Raw genomic sequence first — 24,928 nt, forward strand, 5'->3', positions numbered from 1 at the left:
CATGTCTCTAGCGAGACAGGATTGTTCTTTGAAAACTAGATAACAATAAGTAATACATTCACATTGAATGCAATGCAAAGTTCATCACACATAGTGATTCTTTCTAAAGTAAGAAATGGTTAAGTTAGAAAGGGCGCACGGTGGATGCCTTGGCACTAGGAGCCGATGAAGGACGGGACGAACACCGATATGCTTCGGGGAGCTGTAAGCAAGCTTTGATCCGGAGATTTCCGAATGGGGAAACCCACTGCTCGTAATGGAGTAGTATCCATACTTGAATACATAGAGTATGAGAAGGCATACCCGGGGAACTGAAACATCTAAGTACCCGGAGGAAGAGAAAGCAAATGCGATTCCCTGAGTAGCGGCGAGCGAAACGGGAACAGCCCAAACCAAGAGGCTTGCCTCTTGGGGTTGTAGGACACTCTATACGGAGTTACAAAGGAATGATATAAGCGAAGAGGTCTGGAAAGGCCCGCCAAAGAAGGTAACAGCCCTGTAACTGAAATGTTGTTCTCTCCAGAGTGGATCCTGAGTACGGCGGAACACGTGAAATTCCGTCGGAATCCGGGAGGACCATCTCCCAAGGCTAAATACTCCCTAGTGACCGATAGTGAACCAGTACCGTGAGGGAAAGGTGAAAAGCACCCCGGAAGGGGAGTGAAATAGATCCTGAAACCGTGTGCCTACAAGTAGTCAGAGCCCGTTAACGGGTGATGGCGTGCCTTTTGTAGAATGAACCGGCGAGTTACGATCCCGTGCAAGGTTAAGCAGAAGATGCGGAGCCGCAGCGAAAGCGAGTCTGAATAGGGCGCATGAGTACGTGGTCGTAGACCCGAAACCAGGTGATCTACCCATGTCCAGGGTGAAGTTCAGGTAACACTGAATGGAGGCCCGAACCCACGCACGTTGAAAAGTGCGGGGATGAGGTGTGGGTAGGGGTGAAATGCCAATCGAACCTGGAGATAGCTGGTTCTCTCCGAAATAGCTTTAGGGCTAGCCTCAAGGTAAGAGTCTCGGAGGTAGAGCACTGATTGGACTAGGGGCCCCTACCGGGTTACCGAATTCAGTCAAACTCCGAATGCCGATGACTTATCCTTGGGAGTCAGACTGCGAGTGATAAGATCCGTAGTCGAAAGGGAAACAGCCCAGACCGCCAGCTAAGGTCCCAAAGTATACGTTAAGTGGAAAAGGATGTGGAGTTGCTTAGACAACCAGGATGTTGGCTTAGAAGCAGCCACCATTTAAAGAGTGCGTAATAGCTCACTGGTCGAGTGACTCTGCGCCGAAAATGTACCGGGGCTAAACGTATCACCGAAGCTGCGGACTGTTCTTACGAACAGTGGTAGGAGAGCGTTCTAAGGGCTGTGAAGCCAGACCGGAAGGACTGGTGGAGCGCTTAGAAGTGAGAATGCCGGTATGAGTAGCGAAAGACGGGTGAGAATCCCGTCCACCGAATGCCTAAGGTTTCCTGAGGAAGGCTCGTCCGCTCAGGGTTAGTCGGGACCTAAGCCGAGGCCGAAAGGCGTAGGCGATGGACAACAGGTTGATATTCCTGTACCACCTCCTCACCATTTGAGCAATGGGGGGACGCAGGAGGATAGGGTAAGCGCGGTATTGGATATCCGCGTCCAAGCAGTTAGGCTGGGAAATAGGCAAATCCGTTTCCCGTAAAGGCTGAGCTGTGATGGCGAGCGAAATTTAGTAGCGAAGTTCCTGATTCCACACTGCCAAGAAAAGCCTCTAGCGAGGTGAGAGGTGCCCGTACCGCAAACCGACACAGGTAGGCGAGGAGAGAATCCTAAGGTGATCGAGAGAACTCTCGTTAAGGAACTCGGCAAAATGACCCCGTAACTTCGGGAGAAGGGGTGCTTCTTAGGGTGTTAAAGCCCCGAGAAGCCGCAGTGAATAGGCCCAGGCGACTGTTTAGCAAAAACACAGGTCTCTGCGAAGCCGTAAGGCGAAGTATAGGGGCTGACGCCTGCCCGGTGCTGGAAGGTTAAGAGGAGCGCTTAGCGTAAGCGAAGGTGCGAATTGAAGCCCCAGTAAACGGCGGCCGTAACTATAACGGTCCTAAGGTAGCGAAATTCCTTGTCGGGTAAGTTCCGACCCGCACGAAAGGCGCAACGATCTGGGCACTGTCTCAACGAGAGACTCGGTGAAATTATAGTACCTGTGAAGATGCAGGTTACCCGCGACAGGACGGAAAGACCCCGTGGAGCTTTACTGCAGCCTGATATTGAATGTTGGTACAGCTTGTACAGGATAGGTAGGAGCCTTGGAAACCGGAGCGCTAGCTTCGGTGGAGGCATCGGTGGGATACTACCCTGGCTGTATTGACCTTCTAACCCGCTGCCCTTATCGGGCAGGGAGACAGTGTCAGGTGGGCAGTTTGACTGGGGCGGTCGCCTCCTAAAATGTAACGGAGGCGCCCAAAGGTTCCCTCAGAATGGTTGGAAATCATTCGCAGAGTGTAAAGGCACAAGGGAGCTTGACTGCGAGACCTACAAGTCGAGCAGGGACGAAAGTCGGGCTTAGTGATCCGGTGGTTCCGCATGGAAGGGCCATCGCTCAACGGATAAAAGCTACCCCGGGGATAACAGGCTTATCTCCCCCAAGAGTCCACATCGACGGGGAGGTTTGGCACCTCGATGTCGGCTCATCGCATCCTGGGGCTGTAGTCGGTCCCAAGGGTTGGGCTGTTCGCCCATTAAAGCGGTACGCGAGCTGGGTTCAGAACGTCGTGAGACAGTTCGGTCCCTATCCGTCGCGGGCGCAGGAAATTTGAGAGGAGCTGTCCTTAGTACGAGAGGACCGGGATGGACGCACCGCTGGTGTACCAGTTGTTCTGCCAAGGGCATCGCTGGGTAGCTATGTGCGGACGGGATAAGTGCTGAAAGCATCTAAGCATGAAGCCCCCCTCAAGATGAGATTTCCCATTCCGCAAGGAAGTAAGATCCCTGAAAGATGATCAGGTTGATAGGTCTGAGGTGGAAGCGTGGTGACACGTGGAGCTGACAGATACTAATAGATCGAGGACTTAACCTATATTCTAATGTGAAGTTTGAACATTGTTATCTAGTTTTGAGAGAACATTCTCTCCATCAGGTTTGGTGGCGATAGCGAAGAGGTCACACCCGTTCCCATACCGAACACGGAAGTTAAGCTCTTCAGCGCCGATGGTAGTTGGGGGTTTCCCCCTGTGAGAGTAGGACGCCGCCAAGCTTGTTATCTTTATATCATCGCGGGGTGGAGCAGTTCGGTAGCTCGTCGGGCTCATAACCCGAAGGTCGCAGGTTCAAATCCTGCCCCCGCAACCAAAATGGTCCGGTAGTTCAGTTGGTTAGAATGCCTGCCTGTCACGCAGGAGGTCGCGGGTTCGAGTCCCGTCCGGACCGCCATTTTTATGACTTGTAAACGAAAACGTATAGTTTCGTTTTTTTTTATGTCTTTTTCTTTCTACAAGTGCCCAAGTTGCAATGAAATGATTTGTGTTTGGCTACACTATAAGAAAGAATAGATAGATTACCTCAACTCAGCCTGGTTTTTTCACACCAGGCTTTCTTTATATCATTTTTAGTTGGAACTGAGACTTATATTCGCTACACTAATACTAACTGTGTTTGACCTCATGTCTACTTAACCAATTGATTGCAAGAAGGGGCTGTCTTTTTATGGATGAATTTGATCTTATTCGCCGAATCACACCAAAAGATACATATCAGCGCTCTTTGATCATGGGCATCGGTGATGATGCAAGTGTTTATCAACCTCATTCACATTGTGAAGAGGTCGTTTGTGTTGATACAATGGTGGAGCATGTTCATTTTCGTTTTGACTTTTCCACACCATTTGAAGTTGGCTTTAAGGCAGTGGCAGTCAATGTCAGTGATATCGCTGCAATGGGAGGGACCCCAAAGTATTATCTTGTTTCAATTGCGATCCCGCCTCATGGTGATGAGACAATCGTCACGGAACTTTACGAGGGAATGAAAGCGTTGGCTGACTCTTATCATATGGATTTGATTGGTGGAGATACAGTGGCCACCCGCAGTGACTTTGTCATTACCGTGACGGTGATTGGTGAGGTTTCAAAGGGAAAAGCTTGTTATCGTCACAGTGCTCAGACTGGAGACGTTGTCTTTGTCACAGGTGAACTCGGTTCATCAGCTGCTGGGTTATCAATCTTAATGAACAAAGCAGCCCCTTCTAAGGCGGTCGATGCTGATTTTTTTCTTAAGCGTCATAAAATGCCTCAGCCTCATATTGCTGCTGGACACATTTGTTCAAGTTTCCCGCGGGTCACCTTGAATGATGTGAGTGATGGATTAGCGAGTGAGTTGAATGAGATAGCCGAAGCGAGCTGTGTGATGATCGAGATAGAAGCTGATAAGCTTCCAATTCATCCAGATTTACAGGTGCTGCGCAAAGACTGGCTTGAATGGGTGTTATTTGGAGGAGAAGACTTTGTTTTAACTGGTACGATACCAGAATCTGATTGGGAAAGCTTTGAATCGCAATGTCAAAAAGAAGGCATTCAGATCACACGTATTGGACAAGTCAAAGATGATCAAGCAGCCAGTGTTATGTTAAAAGACAATGATCAACAAGCAATGTTAATGAAAAAAGGATATAATCATTTTAAGAAATGAGGTGACATCAACTGTGAAATTAACATGGACGACAAAAGGTGCGGATGAGACGAAACGAATTGCCGCTGCTTTGGCCAAATTTGTGATGCCAGGCGATGTATTGACATTAGAAGGAGATTTAGGCGCAGGCAAAACCACTTTTTCAAAAGGTTTTGCGGAAGGCTTAGGAATTACCCGTATCGTCAACAGCCCCACCTTTACAATTATTAAAGAATATACTGATGGCAGACTGCCACTTTATCATATGGACGTGTATCGCATGGAAGATGCAGATGAAGAGATCGGACTCGAAGAATATTTTGAGGGTGAAGGTATATGCTTGGTTGAATGGGCACATCTTATTGAGCCTCAATTGCCTTCTTCCTATTTAAAAATAGAAATGCTGAGAACAGAACGTGAAGAAGAACGGCATCTCACGTTTGATGCAAAAGGGGAGCGTTATGAGACCCTTTGTAAGGAGATGAAAGAATTTGACCATACTGGCCATTGATACATCAAACCATACACTAGGAATTGCTCTTGTAAGAGATTTCACTGTGATTGGCGAGAGCATTACGTATTTAAAAAAGAACCATTCCGCCCGAGCGATGCCTACTGTTGAAGCATTGATGAAAGAATGTGGTGTATCACCAAGCGAACTAAGCAAAATCGTTGTAGCAAAAGGACCTGGTTCTTACACTGGCGTCAGAATCGGTGTTACCATCGCAAAAACACTTGCGTGGACGCTGTCTATCCCGATATCAGCTGTTTCGAGTTTAGAAACACTTGCGGCAAATGGCCAATATTTTGATGGATATATCTCACCTCTATTTGATGCGAGAAGAGGCCAAGTTTATACCGGACTATATATGTTTGAAAAAGGTAAGATCAAAGAAGTCGAACCAGATCAAAATATCCTGCTCACGGATTGGCTTCATGAACTGAAGCAGACAGGAAAGCCTGTTCTATTTCTTGGACAAGATGTGCATCTTCATGAAGAGAGCATTCGCTCCATTTTAGGAGAAACGGCTGTACTGGCAGAGGGGACATTTCATAACCCAAGACCTGCAGTGCTTGCATTTTTAGGCGCAGATCGTCCTGCTGAAGATGTCCATCAGCTTGTTCCTAACTATATTCGTTTGGCAGAAGCGGAAGTGAAATGGCTTGAAGGACAAAAATAATCTTAACCTAGCAGAGATTCGACAAATGACAGTAGCAGACATTCCAGAGGTGTATACGATTGAAGTGCATTCGTTTACAGCACCCTGGAAAAAGGAATCGTTTGTGTATGAGATTCTCCATAACCAATACAGCCATTATTTCCTCATTGAAGAAGATAAGAAGCCTGTTGGGTATTGCGGGGTCTGGATTGTCATGGACGATGCACAAATTACGAACATTGCCATTCTCCCTGAGCATAGAGGAAAAGGCTACGGGGAAGCATTGCTTCGACATGTCATGGAATTTTGCAAAGAAAAAAAGACAGATCATCTTTCTTTAGAGGTGCGGGTTTCGAATACACCAGCACAATCCCTCTATGAAAAGCTCGGTTTCAGACCAGCTTCAATTCGAAAGAATTATTATACGGATAATGGAGAAGATGCATTAGTCATGTGGGTGAATATAAATGAGTGAACAAACAGATCGATTCATATTAGGTATAGAAACAAGCTGCGATGAAACAGCTGCGTCCATTGTCAAAAATGGAAAGGAAATCGTGGCAAATGTGGTGGCCTCGCAAATAGACAGTCATAAACGATTTGGCGGTGTTGTACCCGAAATTGCTTCAAGGCATCACGTGGAGCAGATCACCATCGTATTAGAAGAAGTGATGGCACAGGCGGGTATGAGCTTTAAGGATTTAGATGCGATTGCTGTCACAGAAGGACCTGGCCTCGTCGGTGCTCTGCTGATTGGTGTCAATGCAGCAAAGGCACTGAGCTTTGCCCATCAAATTCCTCTTGTAGGTGTTCATCATATTGCAGGGCATATTTATGCAAACCAGCTTGTTGATGAATTGGAGTTTCCGTGTTTAGCTCTTGTTGTCTCTGGCGGACATACTGAGCTTGTTTTAATGAAGAAGCACGGATCTTTTGAGGTCATCGGAGAAACATTAGATGATGCAGCTGGAGAAGCGTACGATAAAGTGGCCCGGACGATGGGTCTCCCGTATCCAGGCGGACCTCACATTGATCGGTTAGCGCATGAAGGGGAGCCGACAATTAAGCTTCCTCGTGCATGGCTTGAAGAAGGGTCCTATCACTTTAGCTTCAGTGGTTTAAAATCAGCTGTGATCAACACCTTACACAATGCGTCACAAAAGGGTGAAACGATTGCCCCAGAGAATTTGGCCGCAAGTTTTCAAGCAAGCGTCATTGAGGTGCTTGTTGGGAAAACATTGAAAGCAGCAGAAGCCTATGGTGTGAAGCAAGTTGTTCTAGCTGGAGGAGTCGCTGCTAATAAAGGACTAAGAGAAGCTTTAACCTCAGCATTTACGAAGCTGCCAGACGTGAAGGTCATTATTCCGCCATTATCTCTTTGTACAGACAATGCAGCCATGATCGCTGCTGCTGGAACCGTTGCATTTGAAAAAGGAATCAGAGGCGATATGACGATGAATGGCCAGCCAGGGTTATCACTAGTCTCATATGAATGAAAACTCCTGTGGATTACAGGGGTTTTTTATTTTCTATGAAAGCGATTTATTCACATGCAAACGTTATATATCCACAATTGTTAGAAAATTTTGTTTTAAAATGAAGAGGTTGTGTATAAATATGATCTTTTTTGTGGATATGTGATTAAAACTCTGTGGATAAAGTGGATAAGTCCAAAGTATTTAAGAATAATCAAGAAGTTATTGTGGGTATCATTGTGGATAATAAATTTTCATTGAAAGAAAAAAGAGTACCCTTAGGGCACTCTTTAAGCTTCTGACAGCTCTTCCCACTCCACAAAAAGTGATTCCAGCTCTTGATTGAGCGTATCATTTTCTGTTTGAATGTCTTGGACCTTCTCGTGATCTTGAAAAATTTCAGGATCACATAGAAGTTTTTCATTTTCACTGAGCTTTTCTTCAATGACAGCAATACGTTCTTCAATTTCTTCGATTCTGCGCTGCTTTTGTCTTTCTTTCTTTTTCAGCTCTTTTTCTTCCGCATAAGAAAGCTTTGCCTTTTCTGCTTGCTGTGCAGCTTGTATTTTAAGCGGTTCATTTTCTTGAAGTGCCTCCAGCTCTAGTTGTTCATTTTTCTTTTCAAGATAGTAATCATAATCACCGAGATATTCTCTTGTTTCTGTAGGCGAAAGCTCAAATACTTTCGTGGCGAGACGATTGATAAAATAACGATCATGCGAGACAAATAAGATGGTTCCTGGATAATCAATTAGTGCATTCTCTAAAATTTCCTTACTATCTAAGTCCAGATGGTTTGTAGGCTCATCGAGAATAAGAAAGTTGGCTTTTTGGAGCATCAGCTTTGCTAGTGCAAGGCGTGCTTTTTCTCCACCGCTTAATGCATGGACAGGCTTTAAAACCTCATCACCGGAAAATAGGAAGTTTCCTAAACATGTCCGAATTTCTTTTTCATTCATATGAGGATAATCATCCCAAAGCTCATTGAGCACTTTTTTCGAGGATGTCAGTTTGGCTTGCTCTTGGTCATAGTAGCCGATCGTGACATGAGATCCAAAAGTGATCTCGCCTTTTACTGGTGTTAATGTGTTTGTTAACGTTTTTAAAAGGGTTGATTTCCCGATCCCGTTAGGACCAATGAGTGCCACACTATCCTCTCGTTTAATCTGAAAAGAAAGAGAGGATAGGAGCGGTGTTTTTTCCTCATAACGAATATCGAGATCATGCACCTTCAGCACATCATTGCCGCTTTGTCTCGTAATATCAAAATGAAAGTTTGCGGATTTTTCGTCTCCTAAAGGCTTATCTAAACGATCCATCCGTTCGAGCTGCTTGCGTCTGCTTTGAGCGCGCTTTGTGGTCGAGGCTCTTGCCAGGTTGCGATCCACGAAATCCTGAAGCTTTGAGATCTCTTCTTGCTGCTTTTCGTAGAGTTTCATATCACGCTCTAGCTGCTCTGCTTTCAGCTCAAGATACTTACTATAGTTTCCTGCAAACTTTTTCATCGAAGTTCTTGAGACTTCATAGACGTGGTTTACGACTTTGTCTAAGAAATAGCGGTCATGGGACACGATGAGAATGGCACCTGTATAATTTTGCAAATACTGCTCCAGCCATGATAAGGTATCAATATCTAAATGGTTGGTCGGCTCATCCAGAATTAAGAGTTCTGGTTTCATTAATAAGAGCTTTCCAAGCGCTAGACGGGTTTTCTGACCGCCGCTTAAGGATTGGACGGTTGTCTCATCTTCGAAATGACTAAAGCCGAGTCCATGAAGAATGGAGCGGACATCTGCTTCATATTGATAGCCGCCTTGATCTTTAAATTCCTGCTGCAGCCTGTCATAGGTTTTCATCAAGGCATCCAGCTCAGAACCTGTGGAAGAAGCCATTTTCTCCTCAATGGTTCTCATTTCTTGTTCCATCTCTTTTAAATGATCAAAAACCGATAATAATTCGTCTTTTAACGTACGTGTAGACGTTACATCGGTATGCTGTGCTAAATAGCCGATCGATAGGTCTTTTGGTTTGATGATCTCACCTTGCTCGTAAGACATTTGACCGGCAATGATTTTCAAAAGCGTAGATTTGCCTGCGCCGTTACGACCTACAATGGCAATGCGATCCCTTGCTTTGACTTCCAATTTTATATTCGTTAAAACGGTATCAGCGCCAAACGATTTGGACAGCTGATTCACTTGTAGAATCATCATGTAACTTCACCTCTGCTATAATATGTTAAGTGTAGCTTATCAGCAGTAAACCGGCAAATGTTACATACAATCGCCATATTCAAATGAAAGACAGATAGGAAAAAATAGTGTATCATTTGAGTGAGGGAGCGTTGAAAGATGAGTCAATTTAGCCACTTTAACGAACAGGGAAGAGCAAAGATGGTCGACATTAGTGACAAATCGTCTACAGTGAGGACCGCCGTTGCTGTTTCAAGTGTTCGTATGATAAAAGAAGTGTTTCATAAAATAGAGCAGCGTGAAATTGGAAAAGGAGATGTGCTGTCTGTTGCACAGGTTGCTGGCATCATGGCAGCAAAGCAAACATCTGCCATCATTCCAATGTGTCATCCGCTTGCACTAAAAGGCGTGGATATCTCCTTTCATTGGGAGGAAGACGGAAATGCGCACATCCTGAACATACAAGTACAGGTAAAAACAAAAGGAAGTACGGGTGTAGAGATGGAAGCGCTCACTTCTGCTTCAGTATGTGCACTGACCGTTTACGACATGTGCAAAGCGATTGATAAAGGCATGATCATCGGTCCTACCTATCTAATTGAAAAGACAGGTGGGAAAAACGGTGATTTTCACAGAGCATCTGATATTTAAGTTGGAGGACCTTATATGAATATAGATCAGTCAAAAATTCCACAAGCGACAGCCAAACGTTTGCCGCTATACTACCGTTTTTTAAAAAATCTGCATGCATCAGGAAAACAAAGGGTGTCATCAGCAGAGCTTAGTGATGCAGTCAAAGTGGATTCTGCCACCATTCGCCGAGATTTTTCGTACTTTGGTGCACTTGGGAAGAAAGGGTATGGCTATAATGTCGATTATCTCTTGACCTTCTTCAGAAAGACCCTTGACCAAGATGAAATGACCAATGTCATGCTCATCGGTGTCGGGAATTTAGGGACTGCTTTTTTACACTATAATTTCATAAAAAATAATAATACAAAAATTTCAATGGCTTTTGACGTCAATGAGAGTAAAATAGGAAGTGAGATAGGCGGCGTGCCTGTCTATGATTTGGATAAGCTTGAAGAGCATGTTCAAGAGGTAGGAGATATCCCTGTTGCGATTTTGACAGTACCTGCCGTAGCAGCTCAATCCATTACAGATCGTTTGATTGCCCTTGGCATCAAAGGAATCCTTAACTTTACGCCGGCTCGATTGAATGTGCCGGAACACATTCGAATTCATCATATAGATTTGGCGGTTGAACTTCAGTCTCTTGTGTATTTCTTAAAGCATTACTCTGTTACGCAGGAGGACTGACGAAAAGGGGTAAAGGGGGTGGAGCAAATGGGTCCGATCGGTCCTGGGAGTTTGATTCTGATTGCGATTGTAGCGCTCATTATTTTTGGGCCGAAAAAGCTTCCTGAATTAGGAAGAGCAGCAGGAGATACACTACGTGAATTCAAAAATGCCACAAAAGGCTTAGCTGATGATCAGGAAGAAAAAAAGAAAAAAGAAGATCAGTAGAATAGGATGAGCTTCATGAATGTCAAAGATATGCCGCTTATGGAGCATATTGTGGAACTGCGAAAACGCTTAGTGATCATTGCGATGTTTTTTGTCGCCTTTATGGTGGCTGGTTTTTTTCTCGCGAAGCCGGTCATTGTGTATTTACAAAATACCGATGAAGCGGCAACACTCACGCTGAACGCATTTAAGCTTACAGATCCACTGTACGTGTTTATGCAGTTCGCATTTGTCATTGCTTTGGTTTTGACGTGTCCCGTTATTTTATATCAGCTGTGGGCGTTTGTGAGTCCTGGCTTATATGAAAAAGAAAGAAAGGTGACACTTGCTTACATTCCGATTGCACTGCTTTTATTTTTGAGCGGTGTGGCTTTCTCTTATTTTATTTTGTTTCCGTTTGTCGTCGACTTTATGATGCGAATGTCGAATGATTTAAATGTAGAGCAAGTCATTGGGATTCATGAGTATTTTACATTTCTGATGCAGTTAACACTTCCATTTGGCTTTTTGTTTCAGATGCCCGTCGTGTTGATGTTTCTCACAAGACTTGGTATCATCACACCGATGTTTTTATCAAAAATACGGAAGTATGCCTATTTTGTCCTCCTTGTCATTGCCGCACTTATTACACCGCCAGAGCTTGTTTCTCACCTCATGGTCACCTTGCCAATGCTCGTTTTATATGAAGTGAGCATTATCATTTCAAGAGTGACCTACCGCAAAATGCAGCAAACAGAGGAGAAAGAAAAACATTATGTTTCATAAAAAAGCATCATGATCCAATGAGGATCACGATGCTTTTTCTATTGTATAAGAAATTGATTGATCGCGTGAAAGAGGTGCTCATAATAGGCGGGCACATGCGGGACAAAATCATGAACACTCACTTCGATGCTTTCCTCACGTCGTTCTTCGTTTGCATCAACTTGAAAGCCCTCGATTCGAATTCTTTCACATGTCCCTGTTAAACAGCTGCTGCGCATCAAGCAGCTTTGCTCTGTAGAGACCAGCGACTTCTTCTTTCTGTAGATGAACTTCCATGTGCTCAACTTGATTCATATAAAGGTACACATGGCAGAACTCACGATCGATGAACGAAGGCATATGGATTTCATCCTGTATGACACCTGCAAAGGTGAGGTTCTCAAAAGGGATGGAAAGACCAAGTTCTTCTTCTACCTCTCTTAAGCCACCAGAAGGCTGTTCATCTGCGAGAAGATGGCCCGCTGCGGTGATATCAAACAGAGAAGGAAAATCCTTTTTTGCGGGACTTCTTAGCTGAAAATAGAGATATACGGTGTTATGCTCTTTTTTAAGAAGCCAGAAATGAAATGTTTCATGCCAATGGCCTTGGGCGTGGACAACTGAACGAGCGGCAGCTCCAATTGTTTCATGCTGATCATTGAATATACGAAGTTTTTCATGTTCCATGAAGATACATCCTCCATAAAAAAACCATTTTCCAACAGTGGAAAATGGTTTTTCATTTATTTTTGCTGTTGTTTTTTGAGTTTGACAGAGAAGGCAAACATTTTAAGCGCGATATTGATATTATAGGCCGCAAACACCATCAGCAAAATACTGTAAAATGACCACATGTCACCTGGGTTTTGAATGGCCATATAGGTGAAAGCGACACCTACGGCAAAATAAATGATGCCCCATACGACTGGGTTTCTCATGAGAAAAAGCCTCCAATAATCATTTGCATGGTTTGAGATTGTTCTTCAATCATTTTTTTCACTGGCTCAATCTGCACAAGAACGACAAGTGAATTCATCAGCATGTGAGCGCCGATTGGAACAATGATTCGTTTTGTTTTCGCATATAAAAAGGCAAAGGTAAAGCCCATTGCGGTATAGAGCAAGATATGGGGAAAATCATAGTGTACAGCAGCAAAAACCACTGAACTGGCAAGTGCTCCAATGAAAAAATTCGTTTTTTCATAAATCACACCAAAGATGATTTTACGGAAAATGATTTCCTCTAAGATTGGACCAATCAGGGCGATGACGATCACAAGCCAAGGAACGGCATCCATAATGGATAAAATGGTTTGCGTATTTTCTGACTCACGGCCAATGCCGAATGCATATTGTTCAATCGCCCCCGCAATTGATTGTGCAAAGAGGGAAAGAAAGAAACCGCCAATGATCCATGCGATAGCAGAACCGATTGAAACTGGCGCTTCATTTCGCAGTGAAGCTTTTGGGACGGTTCGAAGGAGGAGCAGAATAATGATCAATCCGATACAAAAACTGATGATTGTCCACGTTCCTGATAATTTTGAAAGCTCTGTTTGAGTCATCGGTGATTGAATGAATCCCAGCCACTTCATAATGAGCACATAAGGAAACGCAGAAACCTGCACCAATATATACGTTAAGATGATGTACCAATATTGTTTTTTCAAGTAACGAAAACCCCTTTACTAAAAGAACTAGATTTATTGTAACACAAGTCTCCTTTTTCGATGAAAAGGAAAGAATCTGAGATCAAAAAAGATCGTGAAAGCGTAAAAATTTTTAAAGGTTTTTACTTGAAATTGCAGAAGACATTCTTTATTATAATAAATGTGTTAGCACTCTCTGGTGATGAGTGCTAAAAAAGACTACATATAAAAATTGAGGAGGTTGTTTCTTATGTTAAAGCCATTAGGCGATCGCGTAATCATTGAACTCGTTGAATCTGAGGAAAAAACCGCTAGCGGTATTGTTTTACCGGATTCTGCAAAAGAAAAACCGCAAGAAGGTAAAATTGTTGCAGCAGGTTCAGGGCGTGTACTTGAAAGTGGTGAGCGCGTTGCGTTAGAAGTAAGCACAGGCGACCGCATTATCTTCTCAAAATATGCAGGCACTGAAGTGAAATATGAAGGCAAAGAATATTTAATCCTTCGTGAGAGCGACATTTTAGCCGTTATTGGCTAATCACATAAAAAAATTGAGATAAATTTTTAAAAAGACTGAGGAGGTTTCGTTATTATGGCAAAAGATATTAAGTTCAGTGAAGAAGCACGTCGCGCGATGTTACGCGGTGTAGATGCACTTGCAGATGCTGTAAAAGTAACTTTAGGACCTAAAGGACGTAACGTGGTTCTTGAGAAAAAATTCGGTTCTCCACTTATCACAAATGATGGTGTAACGATTGCAAAAGAAATCGAATTAGAAGATGCATTTGAAAACATGGGTGCAAAACTTGTGGCTGAAGTTGCAAGCAAAACAAACGACGTAGCTGGTGACGGTACTACGACTGCAACAGTTCTAGCTCAAGCGATGATCCGTGAAGGTCTGAAAAACGTAACAGCTGGTGCAAACCCTGTTGGCGTGCGTAAAGGGATCGAAGAAGCAGTGAAAGTAGCACTTGAAGGCTTGCACGAGATTTCTAAACCAATCGAAGGCAAAGAATCAATTGCTCAAGTTGCGGCTATTTCTGCAGCAGATGAAGAAGTCGGCAGCCTAATCGCAGAAGCTATGGAACGTGTAGGTAACGACGGAGTTATCACAATTGAAGAATCTAAAGGATTCACAACTGAGCTTGAAGTGGTTGAAGGTATGCAATTTGACCGCGGATATGCTTCACCATACATGGTGACGGATTCTGATAAGATGGAAGCGGTTCTTGAAAATCCTTACATCTTAATTACGGATAAAAAGATCACAAACATTCAAGAAATCCTTCCTGTACTTGAGCAAGTTGTACAACAAGGAAAACCATTATTGCTCATTGCTGAAGATGTAGAAGGCGAAGCACTTGCAACTCTTGTTGTGAACAAACTTCGTGGTACATTCAACGCAGTGGCAGTAAAAGCACCTGGATTCGGTGATCGTCGTAAAGCAATGCTTGAAGACATCTCTGTTCTAACTGGCGGAGAATTAATCACAGAAGACCTAGGACTTGACCTGAAATCAACTGAAATCGGTCAGCTTGGCCGCGCGTCTAAAGTTGTTGTGACAAAAGAAAACACAACAATCGTAGAGGGCTCAGGAGATTCTGCTCAAATTGCAGCACGTGTGAACCAAATCCGTGCTCAAGTAGAAGAAACAACTTCTGAATTCGATAAAGAAAAATTACAAGAACGTCTTGCAAAACTAGCTGGCGGCGTCGCTGTCATCAAAGTTGGTGCTGCTACTGAAACAGAACTAAAAGAGCGTAAACTACGCATCGAGGATGCACTGAACTCAACTCGCGCAGCAGTTGAAGAAGGTATCGTATCCGGTGGTGGTACAGCACTTGTGAATGTATACAACAAAGTCGCTTCAATCGAAGCTGATGGTGACGTTCAAACAGGTGTGAACATCGTTCTACGTTCTCTTGAAGAGCCAATTCGTCAAATCGCTCACAACGCAGGTCTTGAAGGATCTGTTATCGTTGAGCGCTTGAAAAACGAAGAAATTGGCGTAGGCTTCAACGCAGCAACAAACGAATGGGTAAACATGATCGAAAAAGGAATCGTTGACCCAACAAAAGTAACTCGCTCTGCACTTCAAAACGCAGCTTCTGTAGCAGCAATGCTTCTAACAACTGAAGCAGTCGTTGCTGACAAACCAGAAGAAGGCGGCTCAGGCGGCGGAATGCCAGATATGGGCGGCATGGGTGGAATGGGCGGAATGATGTAACACCCTCGAAAACCCCTTGAAATATAGGGGTTTTTGTTATGTCTTCATGAATTTGATCACATGCAATAAAAAGTATCAGGGCTGCTGAATTGAAACCTTTTCTGCTTTTCAATCGTTAAAATAAGAGTAAGTGATTTCATGGGTTTTTACCCGATACGGTATTTTAAAAAGAAAAGCGGTGATCATATGGGCTTCACTACATGGGTAGCGATTATTGTTGCACTGGCCGTCGTGTTTGGAGTGTTTGGATCAAAGAAGCGTGATAAATAAAAAACCCACTTCCAATTGGAGGGTGGGTTTTTTATTGCAAATACAACATTAATTGGTTATACTGATTTTAGTTGTTTGTTGTAAATGCAACAAAAGGAGACGAGGTACATGAAAGAGATTTTGCGGGAGATCGGCGTGATTGCTCGTGCGCTTGATTCCATAAGTAATATTGAATTTAAAGAATACGATTTAACGAAGGGGCAGTATTTGTATCTTGTGCGTATTTGTGAGGAGCCTGGTATCATTCAGGAAAAGCTGGCGGAAATGATTAAGGTGGATCGAACTACGGCGGCTCGGGCTATCAAAAAGCTAGAACTGCATGGGTTTATTGAGAAAAAAGATGATCGTGTGAATAAAAAAATCAAAAAGCTGTTTCCAACTGAAAAAGGGAAAACGGTCTACCCAATGATCAAACGAGAACATGATTATTCGAATCAAGTGGCGCTCAGTGGGTTTTCTGAGGAAGAAGCGGAACAGATTTATGAGTATCTTCTAAGGGTGCGAAAGAATATAGAAAAGGACTGGGAAGATGTGAAAAAAGGGATAAAGAGAAGCTACTAATTAATAAGGAGGGACGACTTTATGACCGTCAATTTCATTCGGTGCAATGTACAACATGTAAAGGAGCTTCAGAAAATAGGGATCAATACGTTTAAAGAAACCTTTCTGGATCAAAACAAAGTGGAACATATCGAAGCTTACGTGAAGACAGCTTTTCACCTAAACCAGCTGTTAAAGGAATTACAGCACCCTTCTTCACAGTTTTATTTTGTTCAAGTGAATGGGGAAGTAGCTGGTTATTTGAAGATCAATATGAATGATGCCCAATCAGAAGAGATGGGCGATGACGCGTTAGAGATTGAAAGAATTTATATTAAGCAATCCTTTCAAAAGCAAGGATTAGGCAAATATTTAATCGATCAAGCCATTGAAATTGCGAAAAATCATCATAAACGGGATGTTTGGCTTGGGGTGTGGGAGCACAATAGAGCGGCCATCGCTTTCTATCAAAAGCATGGGTTTGTTCAAACAGGGGTGCACGCCTTTCTCATGGGGGACGAAGAGCAAATGGATTTCATTATGACCAAAACATTGAGCTGATCAAAAAGGGGGAAGGGTACATGCATGTTCCATCATTTTTTCAAGTGAAAGATATGGAGAAAATCAAATCATTTATTCAATCTCATTCATTTGCAACAGTTGTGACGACATCGAATGGAAAGCCCATTGCGACACATATTCCGTTGAGTTTTCATCAAGTTGACGATTCGTATGTGATCTCAGGGCATATGGCGATTGGGAATCCTCAGTGGAAAACGTTTGAAGAGAGCGAGAAGACGCTCGTCATCTTTCAAGGGCCGCATGCCTACATATCCTCTTCATGGTATGAAAAAGAAGCAGTACCAACATGGAATTACCAGGCTGTTCATGGTTATGGAAAGGCGGAACTGCTTGAAAAATCGGAACTGGTTAAGGAATTAACCACAATGCTGGAGACATACGAAACTCGCAGGGAACAGCCGGTGTTATGGGATACGTTGTCTGAGGAACTGTTAGAGAAGCAAATGAAAGGCATTGTAGGTTTTAAAATCATCATTGATGAAGTTCAGGCTGCTTTCAAATTAAGCCAAAATCGCCACGAAAGGGATTATGACCGCATCATTGAAAAGCTGGAGGCAGAGGGTGAAGTGGAAATGGCTGAGGCGATGAAAAGAGAGTTCCGTGTAAGAGGCTTCTCGAAAGATCAGTTATTCTTATGAAGCGCTAAAAATGAATGAGAACGTTACTTAAACACTTTCTTCTAGGAAAGTGTTTTTTTGTGATGATAAATAAAAAAGCCCTCATCATTCAAGGGCTTTAATGAAACAAATTATTTTACTTTAACTGTGAAGGTTACATCTTTACTATTCATGTAATCGTCAGTTGTGACATTTCCAAATTTCAGCTTTAATTCTTTGATATTTTTAATGTTGATCTCTTTGCCCTCAGGAGCTAAGAATTGAATAACACCATCTTGTTTAACGCCACCTTCAACTTCGCCACCAATATCACCATCAGTCATAAACATATTGGCATCTAATTGCATGCTTCCAGCTACAACTTTACCTTGATCTGGATAGAAGTTTAGAACTTTATCTGTCGTATTTTCGATATTCATCCCAACATTGATTCTATCCTTCATAATTTTAATCTCGCCAAGGTTTACTTTCATTCCTTGAGCAGTTGTTTTGTGTTTGCTCGCATTTATTTTCTTTGAACCATCGTCTTTTTTGTTTTTTGATTGTGTTTTTGTGCTTGTAGACTCTTTTTCTTTAGATGCACCTGTAGACACATCTTCTGTTGAGCCGCAAGCAGCCAGTGTAAATGTTAGCCCTAAAGCTAAAAATAAAGCATAGAATTTCTTCAAAATGAAAATCCCCTTTTGTTTAATTTATATAAGCGTCCTGTGCTTATATATTGATCATGACTATTATAATAGGATAAAAGTACTTGTAAATCAACAAAAAATGATAAAAATAGAAAATAATTGTTTTGGAGTGTTTTTTATAAACCAGTTAGCTTAAAATTACATAAAATCCACTTCTTGTGACTTAAAACGAACTTGAATTTCCTTATAATAGAATTATTATAAGGGATTGGGAGTGATTGAGATGGAAGGTTCGTCAATCAAGACGGTTAATAGAGAGGATCAACATGAATTCTTGTTTCTGAATATATCTTCAAATACAGTTGGGGCTCTTTCAAAGGAATCTGCTGAGAGGATTCTAAGTGAGAGGGATACCGATGAAATACACCAATTGATGTATGTTCCTATTGAAATTCATGAAGACCTCAAATGGCTGATTCATTCTTTGCATAAAGCCATCATGGATGAAAAAGATGTACGTGTCGTTCTTGAATTGGCTGATCTACTCTATTTCTTTGTTGTCCCTGCTTACAAAGAAGAATTGATGAGCCAAGAAGATTTGTCACACATGGTGAATGATATATTATTTATGTTGGATCTTTGGACAGATGAAAACATAATAGAGTTAGTTGATGCCATTCAATATGAATTACAAAGAGTAGAGAGAAAAGGCTTGTAGAGCAATCTCTACAAGCTTTATTCTCTATTTTTATGCAGTTGTGTTATTGACGACAGGCTCTTTTCTAAACACGCCCATGCAGCCTGCAATGATGATTAATACAGCTGGAAGGATGAAGAACATAGAAATAGAAATAATGCCGCCTACAGCAGATACTAATAATAAAATTCCACCAAGCTTTGCTTTTTTCTTTACAATGACAGATGAGACAATGGCAAGAATAGAGAAAAGCATTGCTGCCCAGCCTAATCCTGTAATTTCACTCGTGCCTGAATCGCTAAATGCTGCATCGATTCCTCCGAAAGCAAGAGCGAACATTGCGCCGAAAAATCCAAAAATACCTCCAATTAAACCTAAAACAAATTCAGTTGTTCTTTTCATGATACTTTCCTCCGATATGTAAATAAGAATTATTGGTACTTAAGAACCAACACAATCTTACTAATCGGCATTCTTTTCATAAAGTTAATAGTTTTGTTAAAAAAAACAAGAAAATCCATAAAGGATTTTCTTGTCCAATTATTGGGCTCTCTCCCAAGTGATTTTTGTTTCATTTGTTTTTTTCGTTCCCTTTGCCAGCACCTTGCCGTTTTCTTGTTTCACGGTGATGTTTAGGTCATAAAAGGAATAGAGGGCGCCGAGGCTGTCATTTTCAGGTTTATGCAGATTGTTTTCTTTTTCAGTTGATGCTCCAATGGCCAGCGTTTTTGCAAAGTTTAAACCGATGACTTCAGCGTAATCACTATTGGTATCAGAGGAAGCCGTTACGTTTAAAGAAATGATTTTTTTCTTTTGATCAACGGTGATGTCAGTGTCTTTGATGAGCTTAGACTGCTCCATCACTTCTTTCGTTTCCTTTTGAATGCGTTCATTAATCGTTGGAAGTGCTTTAGATTCTGGTTTTTGTTCTTTTGTCGTATTTGAGCAAGCTGCTAGAATGGAGAGACTTGCAACTAGACTCATGAAAACAAGTAGACTTTTTTTCACGTTCGTTCTCCTTTTTTCGTCGAATGTTGTATGTTTATGTTACCACGAATCTTTGTTTTGATTAAAAGAGAAGTGTTGATAAGCTGTGAACAATAAAAAGCACCCAATGGAGGGTGCTTTTTTCTTATTGTGCTGAAAGGCTTGTACTTAATGGGATAGAAGAAATGACGGTGAATTTAGGAGCTGCGGCACCAGATTCTAAATTTTTACGTAAAAGTGACGATTTGATTGACCCGTCCCAATTTTTATAGACACTTCCTGATGTATTTGCACGAAGCTGTACATTCGAAAAGCTTGCTTGTGAATAGCTGTTTGTTCCATTATCCTGTACGCCATGTACCATTTTGACAACATCAAGGTTTTTCAGACGGCTAGGGTTGTAAACAGGCTGCTTATAGCGCAGTTTCCCATTGACATATAGTGACACCGTACCATCACCATTGTTGATGAGCTTTAAGTTGACACGTGCGCCATCTTTAATGCTTGTATCGTATTCGCTGTTCCAGTATTTACTGCCGCCTTGTGAGCCGCTGCCTAGAAAAACTTTATAGCCAGAAGACGTTTTTGAAATACCGCTCTCTACTACAGCAGAGCCGAGACCGAGATACCAGTCCGCATAGCCGTTTTTAATGGTGGCTGTTTTCGGAAGGACAATATCAGCAGAGATACCTGACCATTTGGCTTCATCTGTTTGCGTCACAATGGCGCCGTGACGAGGACTAGCCGCTGAGGCAGGAAGACTTGAAAACATCAAAACGAAGGCCAAACTTACAATCAAAACGGTGAAACACTTTTTCATGAAAATTCCCCCTTAAATTTGATTCACTTTTATTATATAAAATGAAAGAGGGGGGCTGCTTACCATGTTCTGACTGTTTATGGTAGTATTTATGAACTTTATCGGTCATAAAGTGGTCAACTTGTATTTGAATTGTAATGTGTCTGTAAAATAACTGGGTTCATCTTCATGTATAATGAGTGCAGAAACCAAAAACGGAGGATTTCTTAATGAATAAAAAGCTTATCACGACAATCGTAACAGTAGCTAGTTTATTTTTAGCATTCAGTTTCTCACATGGAGCAAGTGCAAAAAAAGTAAGCGGCAATATTACTTGGTATAATGGTGTCGGCAAAAAAGGCGCAGATGGAAAAAAACTCGGTCATTGGGATGCAGCAACTAAAATGGGCTTTGACGTACCGAAAAAAGGTACAAAACTAAGAGTGACAACAAAAGCGAAACCACATAAAGTGATTACAGTATATAAATATGATGTAGGCAGAATGCCAAATGCTGTACTAGACGTAAGTCCAAAAGCATTCAAAGCACTTGGGTATAAAACAAGTAAAGGTGTCGTAAAAGGGCATTACACTTATTAATACATAGGCATGCAAAGAAGCGGGAAAAGTTCATTTTCTGGCTTCTTTTCTTGTAGAGAGGGTCTGAAAGGCAATGAAAAAATCAACATGGTGGATCATCACAGTCATTGGCGTCGCAGTGATTGCGGCAGTTATTTTCTTCATGATGAAGCCTGGGCAAGAGGCGAAACATACAGGGAAAGTCAAAACAAATCAAGATGCAAAAGACGAATTGCTCGTTTCATTTACAGATCAAAAGTTAAACAATACTTATTACTTGCATGATCGGGCGCTTCATACGGAGAAACTGACAGCATATCCTTCGATTGCTTATGATTCTACGAAACAGGTTTTATATTACACGTATACGGATGAAGACACGCAAAAGGTGAGTATTCGGGAATTAAATGTGAAATCTGAAGAAGAAAAAACACTGTTTACGAGTGATGATTCTATCGACAGTATGAGGCTGTCTGGTGACGGAAAGAAGTTATTTCTAAGGTATAACAAGGATTCTGGAGAGCAATTTTATGTCGCATCTTTTGATTTGAAAACACACAAAATGAAAGAGCTGTATCCGGAAAAAAGCAAGGATGATACGGTGAGTTCTTTTGCATATGATCCGACTTCGAATGATTTGGCGATCCAGCATTATTCTTTAAAAGAAGATTATCAAAAAACCGATGAAGCAAATGAAAAGGGCAGAGATCCTGAACCAACAACCATGAAAATCACCCTTCAAACAGGTGAGAAGGGGAAACGCATTGCACGTATCTCACAAACGATCAATGATATTTCATTTTCTCCAGATCATAAGAAATTGATTTATACAGAAGTAAAGGTTCGTAAAGAAAAAGAAATATCCTCGATTAAGTTGCTTGATGTAGAAACTGGAAAAACGACGACACTCGTTAAAAACAGCCAGGATGTTCATATTTTAAGTGCTGCACAGCCGCAATTTTCTACTGACGGGTCGTCTGTTTATTTCTTAGGTGTTGCAAAAAACGCAGAAGAATTAAAGGATGACACCGGACGAAAGGCGAAGGTAAGAACGATTTTTGAATACAATATGAAGAAGAAAACGGTGGAAGCCGCTTGGGAGAAGGATGGCGGAATCGTTAACAATTTCACTGTCAATCGATAAAGGAAACGTTCAGTTACTTATATAACTGGACGTTTTTTTATTTTGTCACTTGAAATGCTGGAGAAATGGTGGATTTATAGATGGAAAATCAATTTTTAAGCAGTGATACGAGGGCTATTTTCATATTTTGCTTATGTGACAGAGGAAAAGAAAAAGAGTAATATGAGTGAACATAAAAAAACGAGAGGACTGATGACATCTCGTTTTCTCTGTTTTATTTGTTTTCATCTAATAAGTTTTGAAAGATAAACAGGGCATTAATGGAGTGAGGGAAACCAGCAACCTTTGTACAGTGTTTAATAATCTCCATAATCTCTATAACAGAAAGTCCGATATGTAATGCTTGTTCAAAATGAGTCTTTAAGTCTTCATCACAATTGCCTTTTGTGATGAGGGAAGATAATGTGCTGATGGCCTTTTGTTTTTCATCTAATATGAAGTGATTGAATTCTTTTTGTTCACTGAGTTCAATGGTTAGTTGTTCAATGTTTGACCGAATGCTCTCGTTCTCATGGATTGAAAGCTTCTCTCTGTTACCTGCCGCTGTTTCTTGTTTGACCTGGCAAGTCTCTTTTTCTTCATTCAAATTGAACTCCTCCGTTTTTTATCGCAATTTTCCATTTGTTCGTTCATTATGGCTTATGTGCCTTTTGATAGATGTAATGGGTATATAGTAGTATTATCGGTTTGCTGCGTCAACTTTTTAAGTATGGAACGCTCTTCAAAGGAATGATTCATGCGATTTATTTTTCCATTTTGAAATGGATCATAAAAGGGCTAATGAATGGATGTCCGTTAGCCCCTTTGTAATCAGCAGTTTCATAAGTTCTACGCATTTAGTGGAAGAGTGGTTTCATTTTTACTGAATGATATCCATCGGCCTCATCATGTCATAATCTTCATGTTCTAAAATATGACAATGCCACACATATCGGCCGCTGTATGGAACAAATCGAGCAACGATCCGAATGACTTCACCTGCATGCGCCTGAATGGTGTCCTTGTAGCCTTGTTCATGTAAAGGAGGCGCTTCGTTTGGTCCTGTATACACGATTTCTCCTGTCGATTGATAGACTTCTGTATCAAATGGCCTTCTGTCTAAAACCCTAAATTGAACAAGATGCAAATGAATAGGGTGTGTCCCTCTGGTTGGATTGACGATAGACCAAACCTCTAGACTGCCAAGACGAGGATTTTCTGTGACAGGGTCATTCCAAAATTGGTTATCGAGCAATAGGATAGGGCGGCCGTATTTATCCTGCGTGCCGGTAAGTGTGAGTGTACGCTCTCTATCAGCTCGACTTGGCCGAAGCGGTGGCAGCGGTTTGAAAATCGGACGTAAGGTTTTAGGTACTCTCCCTTTTAGTGGACGTGTGACTTTGAATTGCATAATGTTCGCATCTGTTTCAGGATTCACATCCTGTCCGCAGCCGGCTGTATTTTTGAGAGTGATCGTTTTGTTTTCGTAAGCTGAAAAGTCGATGATGACATCGAAACGTTCAGCAGGCGCGATGCTAAAGGATTGATGGCGAACGGGTCTTGGCAAAAAGCCCCCATCGGAACCAATTTGCAGGATTGTAGCGTCGTTATCTAGATGTAGCTCGTAAGTTCTAGTATTGGACGCATTTAAAATACGAAAACGGTATTTTCGCGGCTCTACTTCTAAATATGGCCATACTTTTCCATTGACTAAGATCGTTTCTCCACAAAAAAAGGGCACGATGGATGGGTCTGGAATGTCACTGTCCTCTGGCGTGTCGTTTGGTCTGCTAGGATAAAACAGTGAGCCATCCTCCTGAAACGTACGGTCCATAATCATTAAAGGAATGTCATAGTCATCTTTCGGAAGCTCTAAAGACTTTTCAAATGGATCTGAGATCAAATAAAACCCAGCTAAACCGGCGTACACATTTAGTCGTGTCAGTGCCATTGCATGATCGTGATACCACAATGTGCAGGCTTGCTGATGATTTGGATAGACGTAAGTCTCTCTTTCAAAAAAAGGACCGGTTGCTTCAAAGTCCCGTGAAAACCAGGCCTCTGGGTAGCCGTCACTGCTTGCTGGTGTGACGCCGCCATGCAGATGAACGACTGTTTTCACCTCTGGTTCATCGTGATGACCGGAGTGGATGGTGTGATCGACAGGCAGAAAATGTTTCAATGGCAATTTGTTCATCCATTTCACTTTGACCTTTTCATTTCGATTGGCTTTAATGGTTGGACCAGGCAAGCTGCCATTATAGGTCCATAGCTTGGTTGGGGGCAGGTCTCTATGAACTTTTAAGAATACCTCCTCCATAGCAATTTCATAATACGTTTGTCTTGGGTTCTTTTTGACGGGCTTCGCGACTTCTGGAATTGGAAGCTCGTCAACAAATTTTTCTAGGTTCATGTTGACTAATCCTCACTTAAATTCAATTTGATACAGTATAAGTGCGGACATCCAAATAGGTGAATAAAATAAAAAAACCCGCTTTTCAGCGG

Annotated in this window: 28 protein-coding genes, 2 tRNA genes and 2 rRNA genes; 22 read left to right on the forward strand and 10 right to left on the reverse strand. The window is 42.0% G+C overall.

Annotated features, from left to right (window positions below; all coding sequences use genetic code 11):
* The first annotated feature begins 117 nt into the window (after positions 1-117).
* The 9 genes from NSS65_RS02960 to tsaD all read left to right on the forward strand — a co-directional run bounded on the left by NSS65_RS02960 (position 118) and on the right by tsaD (position 7,287).
* Positions 118-3,048: ribosomal RNA gene (locus NSS65_RS02960) — 23S ribosomal RNA — on the forward strand.
* A gap of 61 nt (positions 3,049-3,109) precedes the next feature.
* Positions 3,110-3,225, forward strand: a 5S ribosomal RNA gene (gene rrf / locus NSS65_RS02965).
* A gap of 18 nt (positions 3,226-3,243) precedes the next feature.
* Positions 3,244-3,320 (forward strand) — tRNA-Met (locus tag NSS65_RS02970).
* Between the two features lie 4 nt (positions 3,321-3,324).
* Positions 3,325-3,401, forward strand: a tRNA-Asp gene (locus NSS65_RS02975).
* A gap of 273 nt (positions 3,402-3,674) precedes the next feature.
* Positions 3,675-4,652 carry a thiamine-phosphate kinase gene (gene thiL, locus NSS65_RS02980; protein WP_326135351.1) on the forward strand — a complete coding sequence of 326 codons (978 nt, stop codon included), beginning with the start codon at positions 3,675-3,677 and terminating at the stop codon, positions 4,650-4,652.
* Between the two features lie 13 nt (positions 4,653-4,665).
* Positions 4,666-5,142 carry a tRNA (adenosine(37)-N6)-threonylcarbamoyltransferase complex ATPase subunit type 1 TsaE gene (gene tsaE, locus NSS65_RS02985; RefSeq protein ID WP_326135352.1) on the forward strand — a complete coding sequence of 159 codons (477 nt, stop codon included), beginning with the start codon at positions 4,666-4,668 and terminating at the stop codon, positions 5,140-5,142.
* Positions 5,123-5,812 carry a tRNA (adenosine(37)-N6)-threonylcarbamoyltransferase complex dimerization subunit type 1 TsaB gene (tsaB, locus tag NSS65_RS02990; protein WP_326135354.1) on the forward strand — a complete coding sequence of 230 codons (690 nt, stop codon included), beginning with the start codon at positions 5,123-5,125 and terminating at the stop codon, positions 5,810-5,812. The genes tsaE and tsaB overlap by 20 nt, the downstream gene beginning before the upstream one ends.
* A gap of 25 nt (positions 5,813-5,837) precedes the next feature.
* A complete protein-coding gene (gene rimI / locus NSS65_RS02995; protein ID WP_034283048.1) occupies positions 5,838-6,266 on the forward strand; it encodes a ribosomal protein S18-alanine N-acetyltransferase in 429 nt (142 codons plus the stop codon).
* Complete coding sequence (gene tsaD, locus NSS65_RS03000; RefSeq protein WP_061110552.1) at positions 6,259-7,287, forward strand: tRNA (adenosine(37)-N6)-threonylcarbamoyltransferase complex transferase subunit TsaD; 1,029 nt, start codon at positions 6,259-6,261, stop codon at positions 7,285-7,287. The genes rimI and tsaD overlap by 8 nt, the downstream gene beginning before the upstream one ends.
* A 269-nt stretch (positions 7,288-7,556) precedes the next feature.
* Here the strand turns inward: tsaD and NSS65_RS03005 are convergent, their stop codons facing one another.
* Entirely contained in the window at positions 7,557-9,479 is a 1,923-nt protein-coding gene (locus NSS65_RS03005; RefSeq protein ID WP_214755459.1) for an ABC-F family ATP-binding cassette domain-containing protein, read from the reverse strand.
* A gap of 138 nt (positions 9,480-9,617) precedes the next feature.
* Here NSS65_RS03005 and moaC point away from each other — a divergent pair, with 138 nt between their 5' ends.
* From moaC to tatC, 4 genes are read left to right on the forward strand one after another with little or no spacing between them, the layout of a single operon-like run.
* Complete coding sequence (moaC, locus tag NSS65_RS03010; protein WP_214755458.1) at positions 9,618-10,109, forward strand: cyclic pyranopterin monophosphate synthase MoaC; 492 nt, start codon at positions 9,618-9,620, stop codon at positions 10,107-10,109.
* A gap of 15 nt (positions 10,110-10,124) precedes the next feature.
* Positions 10,125-10,778 (forward strand): redox-sensing transcriptional repressor Rex, encoded by a 654-nt coding sequence (locus tag NSS65_RS03015; RefSeq protein WP_008355687.1) that lies wholly within the window; start codon positions 10,125-10,127, stop codon positions 10,776-10,778.
* 27 nt (positions 10,779-10,805) lie between these two features.
* Complete coding sequence (locus tag NSS65_RS03020) at positions 10,806-10,985, forward strand: twin-arginine translocase TatA/TatE family subunit (protein ID WP_008355689.1); 180 nt, start codon at positions 10,806-10,808, stop codon at positions 10,983-10,985.
* Between the two features lie 6 nt (positions 10,986-10,991).
* A complete protein-coding gene (gene tatC / locus NSS65_RS03025; RefSeq protein ID WP_098676753.1) occupies positions 10,992-11,750 on the forward strand; it encodes a twin-arginine translocase subunit TatC in 759 nt (252 codons plus the stop codon).
* 186 nt (positions 11,751-11,936) lie between these two features.
* On the opposite strand, the gene NSS65_RS03030 is transcribed toward tatC, so the two are convergent.
* From NSS65_RS03030 to NSS65_RS03040, 3 genes are read right to left on the reverse strand one after another with little or no spacing between them, the layout of a single operon-like run.
* Positions 11,937-12,416, reverse strand: a complete 480-nt coding sequence (locus tag NSS65_RS03030; RefSeq protein WP_251027202.1) for an NUDIX domain-containing protein — start codon at positions 12,414-12,416, stop codon at positions 11,937-11,939.
* A gap of 56 nt (positions 12,417-12,472) precedes the next feature.
* Positions 12,473-12,667 (reverse strand): YdiK family protein, encoded by a 195-nt coding sequence (locus NSS65_RS03035; protein WP_003213897.1) that lies wholly within the window; start codon positions 12,665-12,667, stop codon positions 12,473-12,475.
* On the reverse strand, positions 12,664-13,398 hold the full coding sequence (locus NSS65_RS03040) for a CPBP family intramembrane glutamic endopeptidase (protein ID WP_326135356.1): 735 nt from the start codon (positions 13,396-13,398) through the stop codon (positions 12,664-12,666). Before NSS65_RS03040 ends, NSS65_RS03035 begins: the two co-directional genes overlap by 4 nt.
* Positions 13,399-13,627: 229 nt before the next feature.
* Here NSS65_RS03040 and groES point away from each other — a divergent pair, with 229 nt between their 5' ends.
* From groES to NSS65_RS03070, 6 genes are all read left to right on the forward strand, one after another.
* A complete protein-coding gene (gene groES / locus NSS65_RS03045; protein ID WP_024426730.1) occupies positions 13,628-13,912 on the forward strand; it encodes a co-chaperone GroES in 285 nt (94 codons plus the stop codon).
* Between the two features lie 54 nt (positions 13,913-13,966).
* A complete protein-coding gene (gene groL / locus NSS65_RS03050) occupies positions 13,967-15,601 on the forward strand; it encodes a chaperonin GroEL (protein ID WP_024424467.1) in 1,635 nt (544 codons plus the stop codon).
* 138 nt (positions 15,602-15,739) lie between these two features.
* On the forward strand, positions 15,740-15,871 hold the full coding sequence (locus NSS65_RS03055; protein ID WP_255290936.1) for a hypothetical protein: 132 nt from the start codon (positions 15,740-15,742) through the stop codon (positions 15,869-15,871).
* A 108-nt stretch (positions 15,872-15,979) separates the two neighbouring features.
* Positions 15,980-16,432: a MarR family transcriptional regulator gene (locus NSS65_RS03060; protein WP_024426729.1), complete on the forward strand. Its 453-nt coding sequence runs from the start codon at positions 15,980-15,982 to the stop codon at positions 16,430-16,432.
* A gap of 21 nt (positions 16,433-16,453) precedes the next feature.
* The gene (locus tag NSS65_RS03065; RefSeq protein WP_024426728.1) at positions 16,454-16,972 is read left to right on the forward strand and encodes a GNAT family N-acetyltransferase; all 519 of its coding nucleotides are present in this window, start codon (positions 16,454-16,456) and stop codon (positions 16,970-16,972) included.
* Positions 16,973-16,992: 20 nt separating this feature from the next.
* Positions 16,993-17,631 carry an FMN-binding negative transcriptional regulator gene (locus NSS65_RS03070; protein WP_024426727.1) on the forward strand — a complete coding sequence of 213 codons (639 nt, stop codon included), beginning with the start codon at positions 16,993-16,995 and terminating at the stop codon, positions 17,629-17,631.
* Positions 17,632-17,741: 110 nt separating this feature from the next.
* On the opposite strand, the gene NSS65_RS03075 is transcribed toward NSS65_RS03070, so the two are convergent.
* On the reverse strand, positions 17,742-18,278 hold the full coding sequence (locus NSS65_RS03075) for a hypothetical protein (RefSeq protein WP_024426726.1): 537 nt from the start codon (positions 18,276-18,278) through the stop codon (positions 17,742-17,744).
* 235 nt (positions 18,279-18,513) lie between these two features.
* Between NSS65_RS03075 and NSS65_RS03080 the strand changes: the two genes are divergently transcribed.
* Positions 18,514-18,957: a hypothetical protein gene (locus NSS65_RS03080; protein WP_139142212.1), complete on the forward strand. Its 444-nt coding sequence runs from the start codon at positions 18,514-18,516 to the stop codon at positions 18,955-18,957.
* Positions 18,958-18,987: 30 nt separating this feature from the next.
* On the opposite strand, the gene NSS65_RS03085 is transcribed toward NSS65_RS03080, so the two are convergent.
* The 3 genes from NSS65_RS03085 to NSS65_RS03095 form a co-directional block, all read right to left on the reverse strand.
* Positions 18,988-19,338, reverse strand: coding sequence for a DUF4064 domain-containing protein (locus NSS65_RS03085; protein WP_025092751.1), 351 nt, complete (start codon positions 19,336-19,338; stop codon positions 18,988-18,990).
* A 138-nt stretch (positions 19,339-19,476) separates the two neighbouring features.
* Complete coding sequence (locus NSS65_RS03090; protein WP_024426723.1) at positions 19,477-19,944, reverse strand: hypothetical protein; 468 nt, start codon at positions 19,942-19,944, stop codon at positions 19,477-19,479.
* A gap of 124 nt (positions 19,945-20,068) precedes the next feature.
* Positions 20,069-20,743 carry a hypothetical protein gene (locus NSS65_RS03095; protein ID WP_024424477.1) on the reverse strand — a complete coding sequence of 225 codons (675 nt, stop codon included), beginning with the start codon at positions 20,741-20,743 and terminating at the stop codon, positions 20,069-20,071.
* 209 nt (positions 20,744-20,952) lie between these two features.
* Here NSS65_RS03095 and NSS65_RS03100 point away from each other — a divergent pair, with 209 nt between their 5' ends.
* Positions 20,953-21,321, forward strand: coding sequence for an RlpA-like double-psi beta-barrel domain-containing protein (locus NSS65_RS03100; RefSeq protein ID WP_024424478.1), 369 nt, complete (start codon positions 20,953-20,955; stop codon positions 21,319-21,321).
* A 73-nt stretch (positions 21,322-21,394) separates the two neighbouring features.
* Entirely contained in the window at positions 21,395-22,444 is a 1,050-nt protein-coding gene (locus tag NSS65_RS03105) for a hypothetical protein (protein WP_098676704.1), read from the forward strand.
* A 214-nt stretch (positions 22,445-22,658) separates the two neighbouring features.
* Here the strand turns inward: NSS65_RS03105 and NSS65_RS03110 are convergent, their stop codons facing one another.
* Together NSS65_RS03110 and NSS65_RS03115 are read right to left on the reverse strand one after the other, a co-directional pair.
* Entirely contained in the window at positions 22,659-23,030 is a 372-nt protein-coding gene (locus NSS65_RS03110; RefSeq protein ID WP_095407866.1) for a carboxymuconolactone decarboxylase family protein, read from the reverse strand.
* Positions 23,031-23,303: 273 nt separating this feature from the next.
* Entirely contained in the window at positions 23,304-24,836 is a 1,533-nt protein-coding gene (locus NSS65_RS03115; RefSeq protein ID WP_101676658.1) for a multicopper oxidase family protein, read from the reverse strand.
* Positions 24,837-24,928: the final 92 nt, after the last annotated feature.

The sequence above is a fragment of the Bacillus sp. FSL K6-1006 genome, from assembly GCF_038593175.1.
GTDB classification, from domain to species: domain Bacteria; phylum Bacillota; class Bacilli; order Bacillales; family Bacillaceae; genus Bacillus; species Bacillus safensis.

What these genes read in the sequence shown, in the direction of transcription:
- NSS65_RS03100 (WP_024424478.1), top strand. Translation starts at nt 20,953, where the DNA reads ATGAATAAAAAGCTTATCACGACAATCGTAACAGTAGCTAGTTTATTT.
- NSS65_RS03065 (WP_024426728.1), top strand. Translation starts at nt 16,454, where the DNA reads ATGACCGTCAATTTCATTCGGTGCAATGTACAACATGTAAAGGAGCTT.
- NSS65_RS03085 (WP_025092751.1), bottom strand. Translation starts at nt 19,338, where the DNA reads ATGAAAAGAACAACTGAATTTGTTTTAGGTTTAATTGGAGGTATTTTT.
- rimI (WP_034283048.1), top strand. Translation starts at nt 5,838, where the DNA reads ATGACAGTAGCAGACATTCCAGAGGTGTATACGATTGAAGTGCATTCG.
- groES (WP_024426730.1), top strand. Translation starts at nt 13,628, where the DNA reads ATGTTAAAGCCATTAGGCGATCGCGTAATCATTGAACTCGTTGAATCT.
- tsaD (WP_061110552.1), top strand. Translation starts at nt 6,259, where the DNA reads ATGAGTGAACAAACAGATCGATTCATATTAGGTATAGAAACAAGCTGC.
- tatC (WP_098676753.1), top strand. Translation starts at nt 10,992, where the DNA reads ATGAGCTTCATGAATGTCAAAGATATGCCGCTTATGGAGCATATTGTG.
- NSS65_RS03115 (WP_101676658.1), bottom strand. Translation starts at nt 24,836, where the DNA reads ATGAACCTAGAAAAATTTGTTGACGAGCTTCCAATTCCAGAAGTCGCG.
- NSS65_RS03095 (WP_024424477.1), bottom strand. Translation starts at nt 20,743, where the DNA reads ATGAAAAAGTGTTTCACCGTTTTGATTGTAAGTTTGGCCTTCGTTTTG.
- NSS65_RS03020 (WP_008355689.1), top strand. Translation starts at nt 10,806, where the DNA reads ATGGGTCCGATCGGTCCTGGGAGTTTGATTCTGATTGCGATTGTAGCG.
- NSS65_RS03070 (WP_024426727.1), top strand. Translation starts at nt 16,993, where the DNA reads ATGCATGTTCCATCATTTTTTCAAGTGAAAGATATGGAGAAAATCAAA.
- NSS65_RS03030 (WP_251027202.1), bottom strand. Translation starts at nt 12,416, where the DNA reads ATGGAACATGAAAAACTTCGTATATTCAATGATCAGCATGAAACAATT.
- NSS65_RS03055 (WP_255290936.1), top strand. Translation starts at nt 15,740, where the DNA reads ATGGGTTTTTACCCGATACGGTATTTTAAAAAGAAAAGCGGTGATCAT.
- moaC (WP_214755458.1), top strand. Translation starts at nt 9,618, where the DNA reads ATGAGTCAATTTAGCCACTTTAACGAACAGGGAAGAGCAAAGATGGTC.
- thiL (WP_326135351.1), top strand. Translation starts at nt 3,675, where the DNA reads ATGGATGAATTTGATCTTATTCGCCGAATCACACCAAAAGATACATAT.
- NSS65_RS03060 (WP_024426729.1), top strand. Translation starts at nt 15,980, where the DNA reads ATGAAAGAGATTTTGCGGGAGATCGGCGTGATTGCTCGTGCGCTTGAT.
- NSS65_RS03105 (WP_098676704.1), top strand. Translation starts at nt 21,395, where the DNA reads ATGAAAAAATCAACATGGTGGATCATCACAGTCATTGGCGTCGCAGTG.
- NSS65_RS03035 (WP_003213897.1), bottom strand. Translation starts at nt 12,667, where the DNA reads ATGAGAAACCCAGTCGTATGGGGCATCATTTATTTTGCCGTAGGTGTC.
- groL (WP_024424467.1), top strand. Translation starts at nt 13,967, where the DNA reads ATGGCAAAAGATATTAAGTTCAGTGAAGAAGCACGTCGCGCGATGTTA.
- NSS65_RS03015 (WP_008355687.1), top strand. Translation starts at nt 10,125, where the DNA reads ATGAATATAGATCAGTCAAAAATTCCACAAGCGACAGCCAAACGTTTG.
- NSS65_RS03005 (WP_214755459.1), bottom strand. Translation starts at nt 9,479, where the DNA reads ATGATGATTCTACAAGTGAATCAGCTGTCCAAATCGTTTGGCGCTGAT.